Genomic DNA, 23,120 nt, shown 5'->3' with positions numbered 1-23,120 from the left:
CTCACGATGAGAAGGACACCGCCGATTCTCTCATGCAATGCGCAGCTCAGGGGTCGTCCGTGAGAAGGTCTTGCCCGACCGCGCCGCGAGGAGCATGTCAACTTCCTTCGGCGCCGTTGACGGCCTCGGCGAGAAGACCAACGCTAGGACCGTGGCGATCTTGGACGACCCTGCTCAGTTCTTCGGAAGTGCCGCCATACAGGATCCGTACCCGCTCTACGAGCAGATGCGGTCGGAAGCACCGGTGCACCGCATCGGCGAGTCCGATTTCTACGCTGTCTGCGGCTGGGACGCGCTCGTCGAGGCAACCAACAGGGTGGAGGATTTCTCCTCGAATCTCACCGCAACCGTGGTCTACGACCACAGTGGCGCGGTGAACCCGTTCCCGATGATGCCACTCGGCGACCCGGCGCACGCGCTCGCCACCGCGGACGATCCCGCACACGCCGTGCATCGCAAGGTTCTGTTGCCGCACCTGTCGGCTCGGCGAGTCCAGGTGATCGAGGAGTTCGCGGAGGAGACCGCGCACCGGCTGTGGACGGAGTCGGTGAACGAGGGGCGAATCGAATGGATGAGCGCCATAGCCAACCGGCTTCCGATGAAGGTGGTCGCTCAGCTGCTCGGCTTGCCCCACGACGATGTGGACAAACTCATCAGGCTGGGATACGCCACCACTACGCTGCTCGACGGGATCGTCACTCCGGAGCAACTCGAAACCGCCGGTCTGGCGGCAATGGAACTGGGCGGCTACGTCCTGGAACATTTCGAAGCGGCGGCCAGCGATCCACAACCGGGACTGATCAGCGATCTCGCTGCGCGCTGCGCCTCCGGCGAGGTGGAACAGCCGGTCGCCTTGAGCATCATGCTCACGCTCTTCAGCGCCGCCGGCGAATCCACGGCCTCGCTGCTCGGCAGCGCCGCATGGATTCTCGTGAGCCAACCGGACATACAGAAACAGGTCCGCGAAGATCGCGACCTCCTGGTGCCCTTCATCGAGGAGACGCTGCGCTACGAGCCTCCATTCCGCGGCCACTATCGCCACGTCCTGCACGACACCACGCTGGGCGGCGTCGACCTACCCGCCAACTCACATCTGCTGCTGTTGTGGGGCGCAGCCAATCGCGATGCCGCGCAGTTCGATTCACCGCACGAGTTCCGGCTCGACCGCGGCAGCGGCAAAGGGCACGTCACGTTCGGCAAGGGTGCTCATTTCTGCGTGGGCGCAGCCCTTGCCAGGCTGGAGGCCCGGATCGTCCTGCGCATGCTGCTCGAACGGACCGAATGGATCGAGGCTGTCGACGTCGGAGATTGGCTGACCAGCATACTGGTCCGCAGATTGGAACGTCTGGAACTGGCAGTCCAATGACGACGGTTCAACCCCCGCCGAATCCTGCGCAGGATGCAGGGCGTTGATCAAGATCTACCGCAAGAGAGCGCTGCGGATAGCGGCGCTCATCATGGCCGCCATCTTCGCGGCGATCTCGTCGCTGACTTACCTCGCATACTCGGGGAGGTTCATTCCCGTCGACACCGTCACAGTGACCTCGGCACGGGCCGGGCTCGTGATGGACCGCGACGCCAAGGTCAAGTACCTGGGAATTGAAGTCGGAAAAGTGTCCTCAATCGAATACGACGGTGCACAGGCGCTACTGACACTCAAGATCCGCCGCGATCAGATGGAATACATCCCGTCCAACGTCACCGTCCGTATTGCGAGCAACACGGTATTCGGTGCGAAGTCCGTCGAGTTCCTGAGCCCGCAGACTCCCGACAAAATCCCCCTTGCAGCCAATTCGCATCTGCGTGCCGCCGAGGTCGCCGTAGAAGCCAACACCCTCTTCGAAACGCTCGTCGACACTCTGAAGAAGATCGATCCAACCGAACTCAACGCGACGATGACGGCAATCGGCGAAGGGTTACGCGGAAACGGACGGGACATCGGGACCACTATCTCGACGTTCACCGACTACATGGGAACGTTCAACTCGCACCTGCCCACCCTGCAGGCGGATATCCAAAAGGTCGGCGACGTCGCCGATATCTATGCAGAAGCTGCGCCGGACATCCTGACCTTGTTCGATAACGCCGGTCCCCTCAGCGAGACCATCGTCGACCAACACGAGAACCTGGCCACGACGTTGATGGCCTCGGCCGGACTGGGAAACAGCGCAGCGGATGTGCTCGGGCCCGCACAGAGCGACTTGACCGCCGCGGTCCAGCGATTGCGGGCCCCGTTGAAGGTCCTGGGCGACTATTCACCTCAATTGGGCTGCCTCCTAACCGGTTTGGCGACCACACTCAAAGAATTCACTCCCGCTTGGGGAGGCACCGTACCCGGGGTCTTCATGAATGCCTTCTTCATCCCCGGGGTGGCGCCGTACACGTACCCCGAGAGCCTTCCCATCGTCAACGCATCCGGCGGTCCCAATTGCCGAGGACTGCCGAATCTGCCCGGGAAGATGAAGAACGGATCGTGGTTCCGGCCGCCGTTTCTGGTGACGGACAACGCATACATTCCGTATCAGCCCAATACCGAACTCCAATTCGATCCGCTGTCAACCTTCCAGTTTCTGTTCAACGGCGCCTATGCCGAGCGAGATGACTACTGATGCCCAAGGACCGGCTCGGGCTGAAAGTTGCAGCATTCACCGTTGTGATGCTGCTCGTCCTCGGCCTTCTCGTAATGACCTTCGGAAAGTTCCGTTTCGGTTCAGCGGTGTCCTACCGTGCAGAGTTCGACTCCGTCTCACGCCTGAAGCCCGGCCAGGACGTGCGCGTGGCAGGCATTCCCGTCGGGTCCGTTACCGACATCGCCATCAACGGCGACCATGTCGACGTCGAGTTCGAGATCGACAAAGAGTATCGGATATACAGCTCGACCCGCGCGGCGATTCGATATGAGGACCTCGTCGGCAACCGCTACCTCGAAATCAGCACTGGCTCAGGGGAACTACGGCCGCTGGCGCCCGGCGGTACCATACCGCGCTCGCACACCGTACCGGCAGTGGATCTCGACGCTCTACTGGGCGGTTTGCGTCCGGTCCTCAAAGGCCTCGACGCGAGCAAGGTCAACGAGGTCAGCAACGCGATCGTCGAATTACTCCAAGGCAACGGCGGCACCTTGGCCAAGGTCCTGTCGGATACCGACTCGTTCACCCGGACGCTGGCGGGACGCGACCAGTTGATCGGTGATGTCATCGACAACCTCAACACCGTACTCACTTCGATCGATGACAAAGGGGCACAACTAGACACGAGTATCGATCAATTGCAGCAACTGACCACGACATTGTCGGCCGGGCGCGGCCCGATTGCGGGGGCGATCCAGCCGCTTGCCTCCGCGCAGGCCGACCTCACCGACCTGTTGATCTCGTCGCGGCGTCCGTTGCAGGGGGTGATCGAGCACGCGCGTCCGTTGGCGACCGTTCTTGATGATCGGAAAGAGGAGGTGAATGCCGTGATCGAGCCCCTCGCCGAGAACTACCTGCGACTCAGCGCGCTCGGTCAGTACGGCGCGTTTTTCAACATCTTCTTCTGCGCAGTGAAGATCAAGATAAACGGTCCGGCAGGGAGCGACATCTTGATTCCGCTGCTCGGGCCGTCGGATCCGTCAAAGGGACGGTGCTCCGATGACGGTTGAGGAGCGGGGTCGCCGGAACCCGTTACGCACAGGCATTTTCGGAATCATTCTCGTGATACTGCTGGTGCTCGTCTCATTCGGTTACTCCACACTGCCCTTCATGCCACAGGGAAAGGTCTACACCGCGTACTTCACAAACGCCGCCGGAGTCACCAGTGGTAGCGATGTGCAGATCTACGGTTACAACGTCGGCAAGGTGACCTCGGTCGACCTCGACCTGAGCGCCCGCGCCGCAAAGGTGCTTTTCACCGTCGACCGCGATCTACGCCTCGGCGACCAGACGCTGGTGGCGATCAAAACCGATACCATTCTCGGCCAACGGATTCTGGCGGTCACCCCGGGTGGTGCAGGTTCGGTCGACACCGTGCCGCTCGGACGCACGACGACCCCGTACACCTTGCCCGACGCGTTGCAGGACCTGGGCAACTCCGCAGCCGAGCTGGACACCGACGCCTTCGAAAGCGCCCTTGAAACTCTGACCGCGACGATGCGCGATGCCACCCCCCAGCTGCGCAGCGCGCTCGACGGCGTGGCGGCGCTCTCCCGCAGCATCAACGCCCGCGACGAAGACCTTGCCCAGTTGTTGACTCACGCCAAATCGCTGTCCACCATCCTCGCCACTCGCTCACGCCAACTGAATCAGCTGATCACCGACGGTAATGAGCTGTTCGCCGAGCTCAGTGAACAGCGCACCGCGCTCGCCTCGCTCGTCGCAGGCATCGGCGATGTGTCGCGGCAGATATCGGGGTTCGTCGCGGACAACCGTCGTGAATTCGGTCCCGCACTGGTCAAACTCAACCTCGTGCTCGAGAATCTGAACGCCCGCCGCGCCCACCTCGACGAGGCGCTCAAACGGCTCCCTGCCTTCTCCACCACGTTGGGTGAAGTTGTGGGGTCCGGCCCTGGCTTTTCGGTGAACGTTTGGGGTGTGCCGACTCCGGCGGTTGCCGGCGTGCTGTTGGACACCTACTTCCAGCCGGGCAAGCTGCCCGACAGTCTGGCCGACATGCTTCGCGGATTCATTCGAGAGCGACTCGTGATCAGGCCGAGAACGCCATGACGACGCTCGGTCTCAACCGCCCCCGAGGATGGCCTCGGGCTTTGCTCGCCGCGGTACTGACCATGACGCTTGTCGCCGGGGTGTTCACAGTGTGGCCGCGCGCACAGCAACGGAACATCACCGGCTTGTTCTCCTCGGCGGTGGGTTTGTACGTCGGCGACGAGGTGAAGGTCGCCGGAGTCCCCGTCGGGCGGATCACCGGAATCGAACCAGGCCCGCAGCACACCAGGGTGGCGATGAGTGTCGACTCAAGGATTCCCATTCCGGCCGATGCAGCCGCCCTGATAGTTTCGCCGAATCTGGTCTCTGCTCGGTTTGTGGAATTCGCTCCGATCTACGACGGCGGGCCGGCCCTGTCCGACAACGCGGTCGTTGGGCTCGATAGGACAGCGGTACCCATCGAATGGGATCAGGTCAAAGACGAGCTGACCAAGTTGTCCGCACAGCTTGGGCCCAGACCAGGCTCGGCACAGGGACCACTCAGTGAGTTGATCAACCAAGCCGCAGACACTTTCGACGGCTCAGGCGGATCCTTCAGAAACGCCGTGCGTGAATTATCGCAAGTGGCAGGGCGTCTCGGAGACTCCCGCACAGACATCTTCGATACAGTGAAGAACCTACGCATCGTCGTGGACGCCTTGGCGGAGAGCAACGAACAGATCGTGGCGTTCACGTCACACGTCGCCTCGGTCTCTCAGGTGCTTGCGGACAGCTCCCGCGACATCGATCAAGCTCTCGGCTCGCTGAACAGTGCGCTCTCCGACGTCCGGGGGCTGCTCAAGGACAACAACGATGCATTGATCGGCCAGATCGATCGACTCACCGATTTCACCAGCCTGCTCACCGAACGCAGCGATGACATCGAACAAGTTCTGCACCTGGCGCCGACGGCGCTGGCCAATTTTTACAACATCTACAATCCAGCCCAGGCATCGTTGGCCGGAATCGTGACACTACCTAATTTCGGTAACCCAGTTCAGCTCATGTGCGCGGGGATGTTCGAGACCGCCGAGACGCCAGAGAATTACAAGCGGGCAGAAATCTGCCGCCAGCGGATGGCGCCGGTGGTCAAGCGGCTTCAGATGAACTATCCGCCGTTCCTCTTCCGTCCAATCACCAGCATCACGGCGTACAAGGGGCAAATCATCTATGACACACCGCAAACGGAGGCGAAGGCGCAGACCCCGATTGCTGAACTTCAATGGCAACCGCTGCCCGGCGTGACCCCACCGTCCATTCCGCCCGAGGCCGATCTGAGTTCGCTCATGGTCCCGGACGCACCAATTGCGCCACACCAGCCGGATGGACAGACAGGAGCCGGCAGATGATCAACGTGCACCTCCGCAAGTCGGCGCGGCAAGCGACGGCGATCGGATCACTCGCGGTGGTGCTCTCGGCATGCCAATTCAATGGGCTGAACTCACTGAACATGCCCGGCACCGCAGGTCACGGCGATGGCTCGTTCACGGTATCTGTCGAGCTACCCGATATTTCGTCGCTGCCACAGAATTCCCCCGTCAAGGTGGACGACGTGACCGTCGGCAGTGTGTCGGGTGTGAAGCCTATGCAGCGTGACGACGGTACGTTCTATGCGCTGGTCCAGCTCTCCCTCGACGGCTCGGTGCATCTGCCCGCCAACGCCACCGCGACCGTCGCGCAAACATCGCTCCTGGGCTCGCGGCATTTGGAGCTGGCCGAGCCCATCTCCGAACGGCCCGTAGGCTCGCTGGGCCCGAATTCTCGCATCGGCATTGAAAAGGCCGGAAATTATCCGAGCACCGAAGATGTCCTGTCTTCGCTGGCCATCGTCGTCAACAACGGTAATCTTGGTGTACTGCAGGATATTACAGACGAGACGTATGCTGCCGTTGTCGGGCGCGCCGGTCAGTTCACCGCGTTCCTGCCGCGGCTCGCGGAATTGGCCGCGGGGTTGGATGCCCAGGCAGGCGACATCGCAACGGCGATGGAGAAGGTCAACCACTTTGCAGGTCGACTCGCCGGCGGTACCGACAAGATCGAGCGGGCACTGGAGGCACTCCCGTCGGCGACGCGGGTACTCAAGGACAACGGCCAACGAATCGTCGATGCTTTCGCGGCCCTGAAGCGACTCGCGGACATCGCCGCCCCGCTGTTGGCTCAGACGAAAACGGATTTCGCCGCTGACCTCATTCACGCCTTCGCCGTGGTGAAGGCCCTCAGCGATAACGCCGAAACGCTCGTCGACGCATTGCCGATCCTGCCGGCATTTCCGATACCGCTCAACGACGGACTGAAGCGGGCGGTCAGGGGTGACTTCCTCAACGTCTTCGCGACGTTTGACCTCACCCTGCGGCGAATGGGCGAGAACTTCTTCACGACGAGCACGCTCGATCCCAACATGAAGCGCCTCTCCGAGGTCATCTCGGTACCCGATTACCTTGTCGGAGCGACATCGTCGTTGTCCGGGCAGGCTGCCGATCCCTTCAAGATCCCGCCCCTGAGTCCTCCCGATCCACAGCCGGCCGGACAACCCTGATGCTCACTCCTCTCGTCCGAGTGCAACTGACCGTCTTCACCCTGGTCGCGCTCGTCAGTGTGTTCGTGATCGCGGTGTCCTACGTGCAGTTACCGAAGGCGTTCGGCCTCGGGACCTACACGGTGACGGCTAACTTCGCGGCGAGTGGAGGTCTGTACCCGAATGCAAACGTCGCCTACCGCGGGACGACCGTCGGCAAGGTCAAATCCGTATCCTTGACCCGCGACAACGATGTTCGGGTCGAGATGCGAATCGAGGACGCTACGAAAATCCCCGACGACGTCGACGCCTACGTCAAGAGCGTGTCGGCGATCGGCGAGCTATACGTCGATCTTGTGCCGCCACCGAACGCGTCGACGGCTTTTCTGGAAGACGATGGGCACATCGACCGTGCTCGAACGCACATCAGCGGCGACATCGCCAGCCTGCTGCGCGAGGCGCAAAGCCTGGTCGACTCGCTTGATCGAAGCCGGTTGCGGGACGTACTCAGGGAGGCATTCACCGCTTTCGACGGGTCGGGTCCCGAACTCGCCCGGCTCATCGAATCATCACGGTCGGTGATCGAAGGAGCCGACAACACGTCCAGCGAGACAATTCAACTCCTCGAACAATCTCAGCCGCTGCTCGACGCCCAGCGTGCGTCCGGGCAGAACATCAGATCGGTTGCAGATGGCCTGGCACGCCTCACGACTCATCTTCGTGAAGCCGACCCCGAGATACGCGCAGTTCTGCAGTCGGCCCCCGGCGCTGCCGACGAAGCTGCCGCTCTCTTCGAAGGTATCCGTCCCACGTTTCCGGTGCTGGCTGCGAACCTCGCCAACGCCGGCCGTGTTGGCGTCATCTACCACAAGTCGATCGAACAGGTACTGGTGATCATGCCGGCCCTTGCCGCGGCGGTCATCACAATCGCGAATCAGTACCCGGCAGACGAGGGCGCCAAAGCGGACTTCAAGCTGAATTTCGGTGATCCACCGCCCTGCCTCACCGGGTTCGTACCTCCGTCCGACATACGCTCGCCCGCCGACACCACGCTTCGCGATGTCCCAAAAGACCTGTACTGCAAGGTCGCGCAGAACGATCCAACAGTCGTTCGCGGCGCACGCAACTACCCCTGCCAGGAATTCCCCGGCAAAAGGGCGCCGACGGTGCAACTCTGCCGCGATCCGCGGGGTTATGTCCCGTTGGGGAGCAACCCGTGGCGAGGACCGCCGGTGCCGGTGGGAACACCGGTGACCGATCCACGAATGACTCTGCCGCAGAACAAGTATCCGTACATTCCGCCGCAAGCGGACTACGATCCGGGGCCTCCCACCGTGCAGCTTCCGCCAGGTGTGCCGCCCGGACCGGGGCCGGCGCTGACCGCGCCGTATCCGACGCAGGTCCCGCCTGTGACCCCCGGACCGCCTCCACCGCCTCTACCATTTCAGCCGCCGCCTGACCAGGTGATCCCGCCATACGTCCGGCCGTCTGTGCCACCCGCTCCTGCAAGTCCTGGCGGCACAACGCCACCCGCGAGCGAGAACGCACCGTTGCCGGCTGAGGCCGGATTGTCGGGAGCAAGCCACCCACAGGCGGGCCGTGCCGCCGTGACAACCTACGATCCGACAACCGGTCGGTTTCTCGACCCGTATTCCGGAATCAGCTTGTACGCCAGTGGCTCATCGCGAACGTCCACAGCTGAGAACTGGGTGGACCTCATGACCTCCCCCCGCCTCGGTTGACGTCAGCGAGAGCCCATCAGTCGACGTCGATGAGAAGGTGGGTGAGCCGAACTTCCGCGATACGCCACTCCCCGTCACGTCGGATCCATCGGTCGTGGTAATGACCGTAGGCAGTCAACCCCGTCCCGTTGTTCCACTTCACTCGCTCTTGAGCCGCCCAGATCACGCGTGCCTCGTTCCCGTCGAGGTGAAACTCCGGGCTGTGCACCTGGTGGACCGTGACCGCATCTGTCACAGACGTCTGCACTGCTTCGAGCGTGGCGTCGCGTCCAATGATCGGCGGCACGTCGTCGCCGGCGCCCAGATCGAACACGATGTCTTCGGTCATCAGCTCAGCCAATCCGGCCCAGTCCTTGGTGTCCATCAGCCGGCAATATCTCGATTTGGCCTGCTCCAGCTCGAAACAAGTCTGTAGGTCGATGTGCATCGTGGCTCCTCTAGATTGGCGAGTGCATGCCTCAGGCCGGTCGAAGCAGCATGGCTGTCGTTCCGCTGTTGGGGGCCCCGACTCCGACCGCCGCCAGTGCGGCGTCGGCAACCTGTCGCTCGCCCGCTTCGCCGCGGACCTGTAGACACGCCTCGTGCAGGTGGCCGAACCCATGAAGTCGTCCACCGGACAGTTGGCCGCCAGCGGTGTTGATGGGCAGGGCGCCACCAAGCGAGATACGCGCGGAGTCGGCGACGAATTCACCCGACTCGCCCACCTTGCAGAAGCCGAAATCTTCCAACCAACACAGCACGAATACGCTGAACCCGTCGTACAACGAGGCGTAATCGACATCGCCCACAGTGAAATCCGTTCGGTCCCAAATCGTGGACCAACGCGAGCTCATCCGCGTGATGTCCTCCCCACCCTCCCACGTGAACCGGTCGTGATGGGCACAGTCGAGGGCCTCCACCGTGACCGCTGGGTGATCGAGGGCATGTGCGTGCTCGGTGCGCGAGATCACGAACGCTGTTGCGCCGTCACAGGCGATGTCACAGTCGTACATGCACAACGGCTCGGACACCATGCGCGCGTTCAGGTAAGTCTGCACATCCAATGGATCGGTGTAGATCGCCGACGGGTTCCTCCGCGCGTTGGCGCGTTCGACGATCGCAACAGAGGCGAGTTGTTCGCGCGTCAGTCCGTAGCAGATCATCCTGGCTCGGACCTGCATCGCGGCGAGATTGGCGGCGGTGGCGCCAAAAGGCAACTGCCATCCCATCATTCCGGCCGGGCGGCCGCCGCGCGCCCCGTAGCCCTGGCGACGCCCTGAGCCCTGGGCCGTGCCCTCCCAGATGCTGCGCCAGCACAGCACATGGTTGGCGAGGCCACCCGCAACGGCGAGCATCGCCTCGACCACAGCGCCCAACTGTCCGGGCGATTCCACTCCTCCTGCCACCCAATTCGGTTTGATGCCGAGAGCGTCGTGGATATCGCGCAGAGAAGCTCCGGAGAACCCCGGGCCGGCCTGCGACGCCCCCGGGTACGTGGTCAGCCCGTCGATGTCGGCGAGCGTGAGTCCTGCGTCTTCGACGGCGGCCAGGCAGGCGTCGGCGGTGAGCCGCAGTGCATCCCGACCCAGTCGCCTGCCGATAGCGGACTGACCGATGCCACTGATGATGACGTCGTCGGTGAGCGGCGAGACCATCAGAGATCCGGTTCGAACAGCGGTACGAACACGTCGTCGTCACCGTCACTGCGTGGGTCGAACGTGACGCGCACCGGTAAGCCCGCGGTGACATCGTCGGGCTCGACGTTCACGAGGTTCGTCAGGACTCGGACGCGCTCGTCCTCGACGGGTGTGACGAACGCGATGATGTACGGCGGCGGAAAACTCGGGAAGAACGGGTGTTGATTCACGGTCCACGTCTCGACGCGTCCCCGGCCGCTGAGCGCGACGTATCCGAGCTCGCCGTGGTCATGCGGGCAGCGCACGGCCGGTGGGTGAACCAGACGCTCGCAACTCGAACAGCGCTGCAGACGAAACCGCCCGTCGGCGCCCGAAGTCCAGTACGGCCGATTCACCTCCGACAGCAGCGGAATCGGCTGATCCGGTGTGGTCTCGCTCACCGCTCGTCGACGCCGAAGATGAACCGGTCGGCGATCGCGTGCTCGTTGCGGATCGACATCTCCTGAGCGGTGTTCAGCCAGAGGCCGTCGAAGCCCTTTGAGTGCATGCCCGCATGGATGGCGCCGATGTTCTTCAGGTCCTGAGTCGGCAACTCTCCCCAGCCGTCATGGTCCTGCCAGCGCTCGAATTCCTGCCAACCGGCTTCGGGCACTTCGCCGGGTGCGAAGTGCTCGAGCGAGAACATCTCGAACGTGCACCTGTTCGGATCGTCGGCGTCGGGCAGCATCCGGTACCCGAGCAGACACGATTTCTCGACGAGGATCACGAGCGTGGGAAAGATGTGCCAGTCGCCGTTACCGGCGAAATACTCCTCCATCGACATCCGCGGGAAATCGACACCGTCGGCCAACGCCAGTTCCTCACACATCTTGTGGTAGAGGACAAATGGCGGAGTTTCACTGGGCTCCATCGTGGCCAGCTGCTGCGCGGCGCGATAGTCGCGCTCGGTGACCAGCGCGTTCACCCCGAGGAAGTTGTACTGCATAGCGTTGGCGAACACCTCCGGCCGCGAGGACTGCTTCCGGCGAGCACTGTCACGCTCGGCCGTCTCCGGCCGCTGTGTGTAGATGAACCGCGAGTGGTTGCGGTAGGCGATCGTCGGCGTGTACGGCGCGTAGACGTACTCCTGAGGCTGTGCCGGTTCGGTGCTCGGCCGGGGACCCTGAGCGGCCCGCAACGTCTGCGGGTGTGTGCCCGGCGTGTGGTAGCCCTCGATGAAGGCATCGATGACGGTCTTGTAGTTGGCCGGCAGAAACGTCCGCTTACGCCAGCGGTAACGCATGTCCTGCAGGCGAAACGGCGCCAGTGCAGTAGGCAGCGGGTCCAGCCACGACAGGAGGTCAGGCGGGTCGTCGGCCATGCTGATGAACACCCAGCCACCCCATGTACCCACGTTGACGGGTTTCAGCCCCCACTGATCCCGCGGCCGGGAGGCGAACTCCTCTCTGCACGGAACGAACGACGAACGGCCGTCGAGCGCGTAGCGCCACCCATGGAACTCACACCGCAGATCCCCCTCGACAGCCGTGCCGGTCCCCCGCACGATCTTCATCCCCCGATGCGCGCACGCGTTGTAGAACGCCTTGATGCTGCGACCCTTCTGGCGCACAACGACGATCGACTGCCGACCGATGGTGTACTCGTAATAGGAGCCCGGGTCGGGGATCTCTTCCTCGCGGCACGCGGCCTGCCAAACCCGGGTGAACAGCCTGTCGAGTTCGAGCTGCAGGAACTCCGGGTCGAGGTAACGGCTCTTCGGGACGAACGTTTCCCCACACGCATACTTCTCCGGCACTCGCCGGGTCGCCACGTCGGTCATCGTCACCTCTGTCTCGTCAGCCGGCAGGCGGCTTGTCGAAGATGTTGGGCCACAGGATCGCCTCTTTGAATGACGTTTCGATCTCGGCGAACGCGCTGGGGATGTCCCACGTTCCCGTGGCCGAGACGATTTCGCGCTCGATCACCGGATTCGACATCAAGCTGATCCGGCCGTTCCCGGCGAAGATCACGCGGCGATTCAGCCAATCCGACTGCACGCTCGCCAGATACGCCACCGGCGGCACGCAGTTCTTCGGCGACAACCGCACATTCGAATCGGAGTAGTCCATGCTGCCACCGCCCTTGATGCCCTGCGTCATTCGCGTTCCGGCGATCGGAGCGATCGCGTTCGACGTGACACCGTAGTTGCGCAGGGCGTTGGCGCAGGAGAACGTGAGACCGACGATGCCCATCTTCGCCGCCGCATAGTTCGGCTGGCTCGGGGCGCCCTGCAAACCGGACATCGACGTGAAGTTGATCAACCGGTACTGGCCGCCGCGGTTCTCCCGCCACCATCCGGCCGCGTGTCGGCTGATGTTGAACGTCCCCTTCAGGTGGACGGCGACGACGGCATCCCAGTCCTCCTCGCTCATCTTGAAGACCATGCCGTCGCGCAGAATGCCCGCGGCGTTCACCACTACGTCGAGCCTGCCGAGGGTGTCGGCGGCGCGGCCGATCAAGTCGGCGCAGGCGCAGAAGTCCGTGATGTCGGTGGTGTCGGAGAAGGCCTTGCCACCCTGTGCGTTGATGGCCGCGGCCACCGCCTCTGCCGGCCCAGGGTCACGACCGGTGCCATCGACTCCCACACCTGCGTCGGAGACCAGGACGGTCGCTCCTTGTGCCGCCAGTCCCTCGGCCACGGCAGCTCCGATACCGCGACCCGCGCCGGTGACCAGCGCCGTCCGTCCGTCCAGTGCACCCATACCCGCTCCTTAACAAGCGCTCTCCGGCATCATACAAGACAGCAGAACACCATGTGTATATCTGTATACTAGTCGAAACCCCATTCCGAGTATCGGCGCTCTAGCTCCGCAAGTGCCTCCCGGCCGCCTCTGGACGCCCGCTCCTTCATGAAGTTGAACTCGTCCTCACGCCAGGACAGGTTGCTGAACACGCTGTGCGCCATGGGAACCCAGTCGCCGAACTGCGCCATGCCGACCGCGTGCCAGAACGTGATGAGTGCGTGCTTGCCGACCATCAGCCCGTCCGCCGAATGGTGGGCGATGGCGCGGGCATACCGCAGCGCCTCGTCGTGCAGCCGTTCGGCGGGAACCTCCGATGCGGCGACTCCCCACTCGCGCAGCTCGGCGGCGGGGACCCTGCGCCCCGTGATCATGGCCTCATAACCGCGGTTCGGCCCGAGCTTGAGCAGGGCCAGCGGCATCGCGGTCGAGAATCCGGCGAAGCCGATACGGGACTGCGGGCGCGCCAGGTACATGTCGTCGGCGACGACCAGGATGTCGGCGGCAAGGGCGAGGTTCATCCCCGCCCCCAAGGTCGCACCCTGACATGCGGCGATCACCGTCTTCGGAAACTCCAGCCAGTTCGTGAGGTGGCGGTGCAGCCTGCGCGCGTTGCCCATCCGGGCCGTCTGGGGCAGCTTCTTGCCCTTTATCAGGCCGGCCTTTTCGACGGGGAGCCTGCGAACGTCGTCACCGCTACAGAAGTCCTTGCCGTCAGCGGCCAAAATGACGACCTTTACATCGTCGTCGTTCTCGGCTTCGTCGAGATGTTTCTTGAAAAGCGTATGCATATCGGGCGACAGGATCGCATTGCGCCTGTCAGGCCTGCTGATCGTGATCTGCGCAATGTGCCGTTCGATGACGTCGTAGCGCACCCAGTTCTCGTCGACCTCGATATCGCCCGCGGCCCCATCGTCAGCGCTCACCACACCCCGATTCCACGCAGCAGATTGTACATCTGAACATATTCCGCTCTATTGTTACATAGATGATAGGGTCGCCACGTGCCGACGATGACTATCAGCAAGGACGTCGCGGCAAGCGCCGAGGCGGTGTGGGCGATACTCGCCGACTTCGCCGATGTCCGGTGGATACCGGTGATCAACGACGTCGAGATCGAGGGTGACGGTCCGGGCATGAGCCGCAAGATCCGCGGCTCCACCGAGGGTGAGCCGACGGTCGAGACGCTGCTGTGGATTCGGCCTGCGCAGAGACAGATCGCCTACCGGATCACCAACAACCCGCTGCCGGTCAGCCACTTCGAAGCCGTCGTGTCGGTGACCGAATCCGAAGGCCGCGACTGCCGGGTCGGCTGGCAGGTGGAGTACGAACCATCCGCCGACGACGCGAGTGCGCGGGAGAGCATCGAACTGGTTTACGGGATGATGGCCGACTGGCTGGCGACCGCGGCGACCAACACCGCCACGTAGTCTTGGAACAGATATACAGCATCTGTTCATTAGTCTAGAATGTTGCCGGTGATCGACCCCCTGGACCTCGTGCTCATCAGCGTCGACGACCACACCGTCGAACCTCCCGACATGTTCAAGGGCCGGGTCCCAGCTCGATTCGCCGACGATGCCCCAAAGATCGTGCAGGACAACGACGGTGTGTGCTACTGGGAGTACGCCGGGCTGCAGATGCCCAACATCGGACTCAACGCCGTGGCGGGCCGGCCCAATGACGAATGGGGCTTCGAACCGTCACGCTTCGAGGACATGCGCAAAGGCTGCTACGACGTCGGCGCCCGGGTCGACGACATGAACGCGGCGGGTGTATTGGCGTCGCTCTGCTTTCCCTCGTTCCCCACCATCTCCGGAGCGCTGTTCACCTACCGCGGGGAGCGAGCCATCTCCGAGGTGATGGTCCGCGCGTACAACGACTGGCACATCGAGGATTGGTGCGGTCGGCATCCGGACAGATTCATCCCGATGGGAATCCTCCCGCTGTGGGACCCTGTGCTCGCGGCAGGCGAAGTCACGCGCCTCGCCGCGAACGGATGTCGTGCCGTAACCGTGCCTCAGCACATCGGGAGCTACGGCCAGCCACCATGGCAGGACCCACAATGGGACCCGCTGTGGGAAGCGGTGTGCGAACACGAAACGGTCGTCAACATTCACATCGGCACCGGCGGCGGCGTCCCTGTCCCGTCGGACCAGACCACCTACCTCGCGTACAACTCCATGCTGGCGATCGACACCATGAGGTTCACCGCGGACCTGCTGTTCTCCCCCGTCGTCGTCAATTTTCCGACCATCAAGTTCGCCCTCTCCGAAGGCGGCATCGGATGGATTCCGTTCCTGCTCGAGCGGTTCGAGGACATCTACTCCCGGCAGCGTGCGTGGACCGGTGACGATCTCGGTGAAGGTCTGACCCCGACGGACGTCTTTCGACGCAACTTCATGTCGTGCTTCATCCGCGATCGCGTCGGGATCGAGATGCGCGAGCAGATCGGGACCGAGACCATCTGCTGGGAGATGGACTACCCACACTCAGACAGCAGCTGGCCGGATGCGCCCGAGCAACTTGCGACGCAACTCGAAGGATGTTCGCCAGACGAGGTCGAGGCGATCACCTGGCGAAATGCCGCGCGCGCCTACGGGTATGACGGTGTCGAGCGTCTCGGACGGCAAAACTGCACGGTGGGCGCACTGCGGGAGAAGATCGCCGGTCTCGACCTGTCGGCGCCGAAGGTCGATGCGGGCCGTGCACCCAAGGCCGGCACCACCGCGATCACCTACGGCGAGATGAAGGAGCGGATGGCGTCGATCATCCGCGGCGGCACGTGACCGAACGCGACTACGGTGTAGCCCTCACAGACGCGGATCGTGCGTTCCGCGACGAGGTTCGCGCCTTCCTGTCCTCGTCGCTGACTCCCGACCTGCTCGACAGGGACGGCGGCGAGACCACTCGCCTCGATCGGATGCGGATGTGGCAGAGTCGACTGCACGCTGCGGGACTGGCGGCGATCTCCTGGCCGACGGAGCACGGCGGACGCGCCGCGACGCCGACACAGCAGCTCATCTTCAACGCGGAGATGGCCGCTGCCCGCGCCCCGGAGCCGATCAACCGCAGCGCCATCAATCAACTCGGCCCGACGATCATTCAATGGGGTAGCGACGAGCAACGGGCACGCTATCTGCCCCGAATCTTGTCGGCGGAAGATGTTTGGTGTCAGGGCTTTTCCGAACCCGATGCCGGCAGCGACCTCGCAGCCCTGAGAACCAGGGCTGTCATCGACGGCAACGAACTGGTTATCACCGGGCAGAAGATCTGGACATCGAAGGCCTCCTACGCGAACTGCATCTACCTGCTGGCTCGGACCGATCCGAGCGCCGAGAAGCGAGACGGGATCAGCTACATCCTGGCCGACCTGTCCTCACCCGGCATCGAGGTCCGCCCGATACGTCAGATCACCGGCGCCGCGGAGTTCAACGAGGTGTTCTTCGACGCGGTGCGGGTACCGCTCGCCAACGTCGTCGGACCGCTGCACGGCGGATGGAAGGTCGCGAAGTCGACGCTGGGCTATGAGCGGGTCGGCCAAAGCCGCACGCATCGGATCGAGCGCCGACTCGACATCTTGGTCAAGATGGCCCAGAAACCAAACGCCCTGACCGACAGGGGCTTTGCCGACACCTATGTCGCCGACCGAATCGCCCGGTACGTGGCTCAGGTCGAGGCGCTGCGCCAGATCGCCGCCCAGGCCACCGCCGCCGGCGTGCGCGGGGTCAGCCCGGGGCCGGAAGCGTCTGTCGCCAAGCTGCTGACGTCGGAGGTGGACCAGTCGATGGCCACGTTCGGGCTCGAACTGGCCGGGCCGTCCGGCGTGCTGGAACGCGGATCGGCGGGGGCCGCCAAGAAGGGCAACGTCGCCACGAGCTATCTGCTGATGCGGGCGGCCACCTCCGGTGCCGGAACGTCGGAGATCCAACGCAACGTCATCGCCGAACGACTCCTGGGGCTGCCCCGTGACCCCTGACATGACCGTCTCGCTCGCCGAGATCGCCGATACAGCAGCCGAAATCGCCGCGCTTCACCAATCGGCGCACGACATCATGGGCAAGGCCTGGTCGGTGGAACGCACTCGCTCGCTCCTGGACGGGTCGGCGTTCGACGAGATCTTGTGGAACACTGTCCGCGACCTGGGCTGGCCCGACGTGCTGGTGGCGGAAGACCGCGGCGGCGCGGGCGGAACCCTGCGCGAACTGGCCGTGTTGAGCGAGTCGGCCGGATTCGTCGCGGCTCCCCTGCCGCTGGCCGCCACGGCCGCCGCGGCGTGGTGCGAGAGCAACTGCGTCGACGGAGTCGCCGTCGTGCTGCCCGAACCCGCAGCACTTACGGGTGAGACAGTCTCGGGCACATTCGGTTTCGTTCCCTACGGCGGTGTCGCCGCCCGCTTCACCGTCCTTGCCGAAGCCGACAAGTCGTCGGTGCTTGGCATTGTCGACGCCTCCGGGCCCGGGGTCACCCGGACACCGCTGACGCCGCTCGATCACACTCCCGCCGCGCTCGTCACGCTCGACGATGCGCCGATCCGCGCTATCGCCGACGGTCCTGGAACTGCGCGCCGCTATCGCGAAACGGTGATGCGCTGGCGCGTCGGGCTGGTCGCCGAACTGGTCGGTGTTGCCGCGGCCGCCAACGCCGCCGCGACCGAATACGCGAAGGTCCGCGTGGCTTTCGACCGGCCGATCGGTGCGTTCCAGGCCATCAAACACCGCCTTGTCGACCAGCGATCGGCGATCGAGGTGGGCCGTGCACTCGTCAACCGGGCCGCCGACGCATGCGATCAAGGCCATCCGGATGCAAGCGCATTGGTCTCGTTGGCGGCGTTCTGGGCCCTCGACGCGTTACGCGCCGTTCCAGAAGGAGCCACGCAGGTGTTCGGCGGCATCGCCTATACCTGGGAGCACGAGGCTCACGTGTACCTGCGCCGCGCGGCGACCCTGGCCGCATCCATGGGGTCACGCGCAGCCCATCGCGAGGCGATCACCGATTGGCTGGCCACGCGCGGCTGACACTCAGCGATAGTCGAGGGTGACGTCCAACCGGTCGAAGGTGTTGACCAATGACGATTCCCGCTTAATCCGCTGACCCGTCACGCGCACTGCCTTCGCGCGTTTCAATACCTCGGCGAGTACGAACCTCGCCTCGCGCCTCGCAAGGGCAGCCCCCATGCAGAAGTGCTCTCCGACACCAAACCCGAGATGTCCCGCCGCGTCGGTGCGCATGATGTCGAAGTCCTCGGCGGTGGGTCCCCAATGGTCGACGTCTCGATTGGCCGACGCGTACGCCATCAGCAGACCTTGACCCTCGCCGATGGTCTTTCCCCTGACCTCCACATCCTTTGCGGCCTGGCGCGCCATGCTCATCACCGGCGTCCACCACCGCAACGTCTCCTCGACCGTGTTCTCGGAGCGCGACGGGTCGGCGAACAGCTTCTCGGCCTGGTCGGGATGCAGATCCAGGCATTGCACCAGCCCGGCCAGCAGGCTCTGAGTCGTCTCACTTCCCGCGGCAAGCAGCGTCATGGCGTACACCATGATCTGCACTTCGTTGAACGGTTCGCCGTCGATGCGCACCTGCGTCAGCATCGTCAACAGATCGTCGCGTGGATTCTTAGCCCGTTCGGCGGTCAGACCCAACAGGTACGGGGCGATCTGATCGAAGATCACCTGGAAGTCTTCATCAGTGGCCAGACCACTGCCGGCCTTGGCGATGGTCGTGGCCCATGACGCGACTTGGGACCAGTCCGGCTCCGGCACACCGAGGAAGTACGAAAAGATGTACACGGGAATGGGTTCGGCGATGTGCTCGATCCAGTCGAACTCACCGTCGGGAAGCTTGTCGAATGCCTCGGCGACGACCTGCTGTACGCGGTCTTCCATCTTGGCCACCGCCGACGGCGTGAATCGGACACCGATCGCTTTTCGATGCGCGCGGTGCTCGGGCGGATCCATGAACATGATGCCGCGGCTTCCGAAACCCTGCGGATCGACGCCTTGCCGGTGCGCGATCAGATCCATCATGATCGCGATGCGTTCCGACTTGAACTTCTCCGGCCGCGCCGAGATTGCCTTCACGTCGTCGTACTTCGTGACGACCCAGAACTGACCCTCGTCGTACCAGTGCAGCGGATCGGTCTCCCGCAGCTCGCGGAACGCGGCATTGGGGTCGCCGAGGTAGAACGCCGGATCATCGAATCGGGCTTCGGACAGTCCAGTGGGCGTCGCCATGCTATGAACAATAGAACACAGACTGTGAATCTGTGAACAAGGAGTCCGTCCTGGCCACGCCGTCGGAAAGTGGACGCAATAAGACGAATATTGTTCAATTGTGCAGCAAGCCGCAGAACAGGAGCGCACTCGTGAGCCAGAAACCCGCCACAACGGATTTCCTGGCCGATGTGCGCGTGCTGCAGCTCGGCGACGGTATCGCGGGTTCGGCGGCCGCCGCACTGCTCGCGAGCCTCGGCGCTGACGTCAGCAGGATCCCGGGTCGGCGAGTGCGCCGGGCGGGGCCGGTCCTGGCGGGGCCCCACGGGCCCGTCGCGGCTGTCGACGCGGTACTCGATCACCGCAAGCGGATCCTCGACTCGGGCGCCGATCCGGTGCAACACGCCCGCGCGGCCGACATCGTCATCGTCGACGGCGCTGCCGTCCCGACTATCGACGGCCCAGCCGTCGTCGTGCAGCTTTCACCCGTCGGGTCTGCAACTGAGCACCCCGGCGGTGAACTGGTCGCTCAGGCGAGCGGCGGGCTGCTGGCCACGATCGAGGACGGCGACGGCCGACCCGTGCCCGCCCCCGGTTACGTCGCCCTCAAATCCGCCGGTGCCGTCGCCGCTCTGGCGGCGTTACACGGGCTGGACCGTCGCAACGACACGCTGACGGCGGTTCATGTCGACGTCTCCATCCAGGAGGCGGTGATCTACACCGCCGCGCTGCCCGAGTGCGCGCACGTCATGTACCGCTGCCCGGGCCGCGCGGGCAGCGGGCGCTACCTCGCACCGTCTGGCGTGTTCACCTGCCAGGACGGGCTGGTGCGCATCACCGCGGTGGAGAACCATCAGTGGAAGGGCCTGCTGGCGGCGTTCGGCAATCCGGGCTGGGCTCTCGGCCTCGACGAACGGCCGGCACGCATCGAACATGCCAACCTGATCAACGCCAAGGTCACCGAGTGGACTCGCGAGCGCCGCAAGGCCGACTGCGCCGCCGCGCTACAGGCCAACGGTGTCCCGTCGACGCCTGTGAACCGACCGGACGAGCTGCTTGACTCACCACAACTGGCACACCGAAACTCCTTGATCCGGACGCGTATCGGTGATCGCGACGTCACTGTCCTCGGACCTCCGTGGCGAACGACATGCGGTGCGATGGGCGAACGCCGGCCCGGCGGCCTGCGCGGGTTACGCATCGCTGAGCTCACACACGTGTTGGCCGGTCCGATCATCGGCTCTCTGCTGGGCGCGATGGGAGCGACCGTCGTGCGCCTCGAGGACCTCGACCGACTCGACATCTACCGGCGCAGCGGCCCGTTCGCCGACGGCATCGCCGGTGTCGAGCGCGGCGCCTACTACGCGGTGGCCAACCACTCCAAGCGCAGCGTGCTGATCGACCGCGACGACGCGGTCGGCAATGTCGCCGCTGCGCTGTCGGAAGCCGACGTGGTGATCGAGAATGTCGGGTCGTCTCGGCTGGACCGGCTACGCGTCGCACCGGCCGAACTCGCCGCCTCGGGCCGGCTCGTGATGCGCGTGTCGGGATTCGGATCGGATGGCCCACTTGCCGGATATCGCGTGTACGCCAACAATGTCCAGGCCTACGGCGGTCTGGCGGGCCTGACGATGGGAACGAACGGAGAACCCGCCCGGTTGGGCACCGTGCTGGCTGATCCGCTCTCATCAGTCGTGGCGGCGGTGGTCGTCGCGGCATGGGCGGTCGGACCGCGCGCCGATACCGGTGCCGTCGTAGATCTCTCGATGTCGGAGGTCGTGGCATCCACGGTTTCCGAATACGTCGCGGCCGCGTCGACCGAGCAGCTGACGGCCGATCCGACGGTGCGTCGCGCGGTGTACCGCAGCGCCGACTCCCATTGGGTGGCAGTCGAATTGAGCGGTGACGAATCCGTGAACTTCCACGACGGCGAGCTAGCCGAGCGGATCGGGTCATCGCAGGCAGAGGACGCCGCTGCCGAGTTGGCCGGAGTCGGTGTCGGCGCCGCCGTGGTACGCAGCGCCGACGAACTGGTCGTCGACCCCCACCTGGCCGCGCGGGAGTTCTTTCCCGAAATCCCTCACCCCGATCCGGAACTCGGCACCGGCCGCCTGGTCGGCCTGCCGTGGCGGTTCGCCGGGGAGGGGCCGGTCCCGCTGGGACCGCCTCCCGCACTCGGTAGTACACCCGGCAGCGCACTCTACGAGAGGACGACCGTGTGACAACGTCACGATCTGCAACCTCAGCGACGGTGTGGTCATCGACGTTCGTGCCGTCGAAGTCGCCCTACCCCGAATTCGGACAGGACGGCTACAGCGTCGCGTGGGTCGACACCGACACCGGACGCTTCCAGGTTCTCGTCGACGGCGCCAGGCCCGCACCCGGCACCGTCGGCCACCTCGTGCAGGCGACATTGGGCGACGACACCGTCGAGATGTTCGTCGCGGATCCGTCATGACGGGGGTCCATATCACCGGGATCGGTGTCACCGAGTTCGGCAAGCACAGCCAGACCCCGCTGGCCGACCTGGGTGTGGCGGCCGCCGAGAAGGCGCTCACGGATGCGGGCATCGAATACGACGCGGTCGGCGAGGTGTTCACCTCCTCCGCTCTCGCGGGCCCACAGATGGGGTTGGCGGTTGCACACCGGCTGGGCCGCACCGGAATTCCGGTGACCGCGCTGGAGAGTGCGTCCGCAGGCGGAATGGTCGCACTGCGGCATGCGGTGTGGGCGGTCGCATCCGGTCGCTGCCGAACCGCGCTGGCGATCGGTTACGAGAAGACGACCGCCCTGGAACCGGGTGGTGTGGTTCCGGCGGCGGTCGGCTTCTGGGACCGATTCCCACCTCAGCTGCACTACGCGATCGAGGCGGCGCGCTTCCTGCACGAGACGGGCTGTGGACCGGAGGTCATCGCCGCCGTTGCCGCCAAGTCGTACAACCAGGCTCGGCTCAACCCCCTTGCAGCGCGGCGCAATCCGGAGCCGGTGACGGTGGACGACGTCCTCGGTGCGAGGATGGTCGCTGAACCCCTGACGAAGATGATGTGCCACGCGTCGGTCGACGGCGGGGCCGCCGTCGTGGTGTCCGCCGACCCGGCCAAGCGGTCGGTGTCAGTGCTGTCGATCGAACAAACCAGCTGGCCTGACGATCCACATTGGCCAGTGACGGGACCCGTCGTGGGCCCCCCATCCCAGATCACGCTGACCGCCAAGCGCGCATACGCCAACGCGGGTGTGGACCAGCGGGACGTCGGGGTGGTGTCGTTGCACGACATGTGCGCCAGCGAGGAGATCACGGCGTTGGTCGCGCTGGGTCTGGCCGACTCCGCCGGCGTGATCAAACTCATTGAGTCCGACGGTCTGGCGTCGGACGGCGTGCTGCCGACCAGCACCGACGGCGGGTGCATTGCGCGTGGCCATCCGATCGGCGCAACCGGTCTGGCACAGACCGCGGAGGTCGTCAGCCAGCTTCGCGGAGAGGCGGGTTCGCGCCAAGTCGCGGACCCGCGGACGGGCCTCGCTCAAGCGGTGGGCGGCGGGGGGTCCTGCGTCGTGGGTCTGCTCCGCGCATGA

At 64.4% G+C, this 23,120-nt stretch carries 21 protein-coding genes; 14 read left to right on the top strand and 7 right to left on the bottom strand.

Annotated elements, in window-relative coordinates:
* Positions 1 to 151: 151 nt before the first annotated feature.
* The 7 genes from A5650_RS02085 to A5650_RS02055 are packed head-to-tail and all read left to right on the top strand — an operon-like array spanning position 152 to position 8,936.
* Positions 152 to 1,366, top strand: a complete 1,215-nt coding sequence (locus A5650_RS02085) for a cytochrome P450 (protein ID WP_067285840.1) — start codon at positions 152 to 154, stop codon at positions 1,364 to 1,366.
* Positions 1,367 to 1,409: 43 nt separating this feature from the next.
* The gene (locus tag A5650_RS02080; protein ID WP_502687037.1) at positions 1,410 to 2,609 is read left to right on the top strand and encodes an MCE family protein; all 1,200 of its coding nucleotides are present in this window, start codon (positions 1,410 to 1,412) and stop codon (positions 2,607 to 2,609) included.
* Positions 2,609 to 3,640: an MCE family protein gene (locus A5650_RS02075; protein ID WP_067285777.1), complete on the top strand. Its 1,032-nt coding sequence runs from the start codon at positions 2,609 to 2,611 to the stop codon at positions 3,638 to 3,640. Before A5650_RS02080 ends, A5650_RS02075 begins: the two co-directional genes overlap by 1 nt.
* Positions 3,630 to 4,700 carry an MCE family protein gene (locus A5650_RS02070; RefSeq protein ID WP_067285775.1) on the top strand — a complete coding sequence of 357 codons (1,071 nt, stop codon included), beginning with the start codon at positions 3,630 to 3,632 and terminating at the stop codon, positions 4,698 to 4,700. Before A5650_RS02075 ends, A5650_RS02070 begins: the two co-directional genes overlap by 11 nt.
* Positions 4,697 to 6,028, top strand: coding sequence for an MCE family protein (locus A5650_RS02065; protein ID WP_067285773.1), 1,332 nt, complete (start codon positions 4,697 to 4,699; stop codon positions 6,026 to 6,028). The genes A5650_RS02070 and A5650_RS02065 overlap by 4 nt, the downstream gene beginning before the upstream one ends.
* Positions 6,025 to 7,215, top strand: coding sequence for an MCE family protein (locus A5650_RS02060; RefSeq protein ID WP_067285771.1), 1,191 nt, complete (start codon positions 6,025 to 6,027; stop codon positions 7,213 to 7,215). Before A5650_RS02065 ends, A5650_RS02060 begins: the two co-directional genes overlap by 4 nt.
* Positions 7,215 to 8,936: an MCE family protein gene (locus A5650_RS02055; RefSeq protein ID WP_067285768.1), complete on the top strand. Its 1,722-nt coding sequence runs from the start codon at positions 7,215 to 7,217 to the stop codon at positions 8,934 to 8,936. The genes A5650_RS02060 and A5650_RS02055 overlap by 1 nt, the downstream gene beginning before the upstream one ends.
* 16 nt (positions 8,937 to 8,952) lie before the next feature.
* Here A5650_RS02055 and A5650_RS02050 read toward each other — a convergent pair whose 3' ends face one another.
* The 6 genes from A5650_RS02050 to A5650_RS02025 all read right to left on the bottom strand — a co-directional run bounded on the left by A5650_RS02050 (position 8,953) and on the right by A5650_RS02025 (position 14,258).
* Complete coding sequence (locus A5650_RS02050) at positions 8,953 to 9,363, bottom strand: nuclear transport factor 2 family protein (RefSeq protein WP_067285767.1); 411 nt, start codon at positions 9,361 to 9,363, stop codon at positions 8,953 to 8,955.
* A 31-nt stretch (positions 9,364 to 9,394) separates the two neighbouring features.
* Complete coding sequence (locus A5650_RS02045; RefSeq protein ID WP_067285766.1) at positions 9,395 to 10,570, bottom strand: thiolase family protein; 1,176 nt, start codon at positions 10,568 to 10,570, stop codon at positions 9,395 to 9,397.
* A complete protein-coding gene (locus A5650_RS02040) occupies positions 10,570 to 10,992 on the bottom strand; it encodes a Zn-ribbon domain-containing OB-fold protein (RefSeq protein ID WP_067082202.1) in 423 nt (140 codons plus the stop codon). Before A5650_RS02040 ends, A5650_RS02045 begins: the two co-directional genes overlap by 1 nt.
* A complete protein-coding gene (locus A5650_RS02035) occupies positions 10,989 to 12,371 on the bottom strand; it encodes an aromatic ring-hydroxylating oxygenase subunit alpha (RefSeq protein ID WP_067285837.1) in 1,383 nt (460 codons plus the stop codon). Before A5650_RS02035 ends, A5650_RS02040 begins: the two co-directional genes overlap by 4 nt.
* Positions 12,372 to 12,387: 16 nt before the next feature.
* Positions 12,388 to 13,293 carry an SDR family NAD(P)-dependent oxidoreductase gene (locus A5650_RS02030; protein WP_067285764.1) on the bottom strand — a complete coding sequence of 302 codons (906 nt, stop codon included), beginning with the start codon at positions 13,291 to 13,293 and terminating at the stop codon, positions 12,388 to 12,390.
* Positions 13,294 to 13,361: 68 nt separating this feature from the next.
* Positions 13,362 to 14,258, bottom strand: coding sequence for an enoyl-CoA hydratase/isomerase family protein (locus tag A5650_RS02025; RefSeq protein WP_067285833.1), 897 nt, complete (start codon positions 14,256 to 14,258; stop codon positions 13,362 to 13,364).
* An 87-nt stretch (positions 14,259 to 14,345) separates the two neighbouring features.
* On the opposite strand from A5650_RS02025, the gene A5650_RS02020 reads away from it, so the two are divergent.
* The 4 genes from A5650_RS02020 to A5650_RS02005 are packed head-to-tail and all read left to right on the top strand — an operon-like array spanning position 14,346 to position 18,350.
* Entirely contained in the window at positions 14,346 to 14,762 is a 417-nt protein-coding gene (locus tag A5650_RS02020) for an SRPBCC family protein (RefSeq protein ID WP_067285762.1), read from the top strand.
* Positions 14,763 to 14,801: 39 nt separating this feature from the next.
* On the top strand, positions 14,802 to 16,121 hold the full coding sequence (locus A5650_RS02015; protein ID WP_067285760.1) for an amidohydrolase family protein: 1,320 nt from the start codon (positions 14,802 to 14,804) through the stop codon (positions 16,119 to 16,121).
* Positions 16,118 to 17,311, top strand: a complete 1,194-nt coding sequence (locus A5650_RS02010) for an acyl-CoA dehydrogenase family protein (RefSeq protein WP_067285756.1) — start codon at positions 16,118 to 16,120, stop codon at positions 17,309 to 17,311. Before A5650_RS02015 ends, A5650_RS02010 begins: the two co-directional genes overlap by 4 nt.
* On the top strand, positions 17,301 to 18,350 hold the full coding sequence (locus tag A5650_RS02005; RefSeq protein ID WP_067285755.1) for an acyl-CoA dehydrogenase family protein: 1,050 nt from the start codon (positions 17,301 to 17,303) through the stop codon (positions 18,348 to 18,350). The genes A5650_RS02010 and A5650_RS02005 overlap by 11 nt, the downstream gene beginning before the upstream one ends.
* 3 nt (positions 18,351 to 18,353) lie before the next feature.
* On the opposite strand, the gene A5650_RS02000 is transcribed toward A5650_RS02005, so the two are convergent.
* Complete coding sequence (locus A5650_RS02000) at positions 18,354 to 19,568, bottom strand: cytochrome P450 (protein WP_067285753.1); 1,215 nt, start codon at positions 19,566 to 19,568, stop codon at positions 18,354 to 18,356.
* A 131-nt stretch (positions 19,569 to 19,699) separates the two neighbouring features.
* On the opposite strand from A5650_RS02000, the gene A5650_RS01995 reads away from it, so the two are divergent.
* Genes A5650_RS01995 through A5650_RS01985 form a run of 3 tightly spaced genes read left to right on the top strand, consistent with a single transcriptional unit; the run spans position 19,700 to position 23,120 of the window.
* Positions 19,700 to 21,769 (top strand): CoA transferase, encoded by a 2,070-nt coding sequence (locus tag A5650_RS01995; protein WP_231992471.1) that lies wholly within the window; start codon positions 19,700 to 19,702, stop codon positions 21,767 to 21,769.
* Between the two features lie 29 nt (positions 21,770 to 21,798).
* Positions 21,799 to 22,005 carry a hypothetical protein gene (locus A5650_RS01990; RefSeq protein ID WP_231992470.1) on the top strand — a complete coding sequence of 69 codons (207 nt, stop codon included), beginning with the start codon at positions 21,799 to 21,801 and terminating at the stop codon, positions 22,003 to 22,005.
* The gene (locus A5650_RS01985; RefSeq protein ID WP_067285747.1) at positions 22,002 to 23,120 is read left to right on the top strand and encodes a thiolase family protein; all 1,119 of its coding nucleotides are present in this window, start codon (positions 22,002 to 22,004) and stop codon (positions 23,118 to 23,120) included. The genes A5650_RS01990 and A5650_RS01985 overlap by 4 nt, the downstream gene beginning before the upstream one ends.

It is taken from the genome of Mycobacterium sp. 1164985.4 (genome assembly GCF_001668575.1).
Classification (GTDB): Bacteria; Actinomycetota; Actinomycetes; order Mycobacteriales; family Mycobacteriaceae; genus Mycobacterium.
The sequence above is the reverse complement of the archived record's forward strand: the minus strand, read 5'-3'. Positions and strand labels throughout refer to the sequence as shown.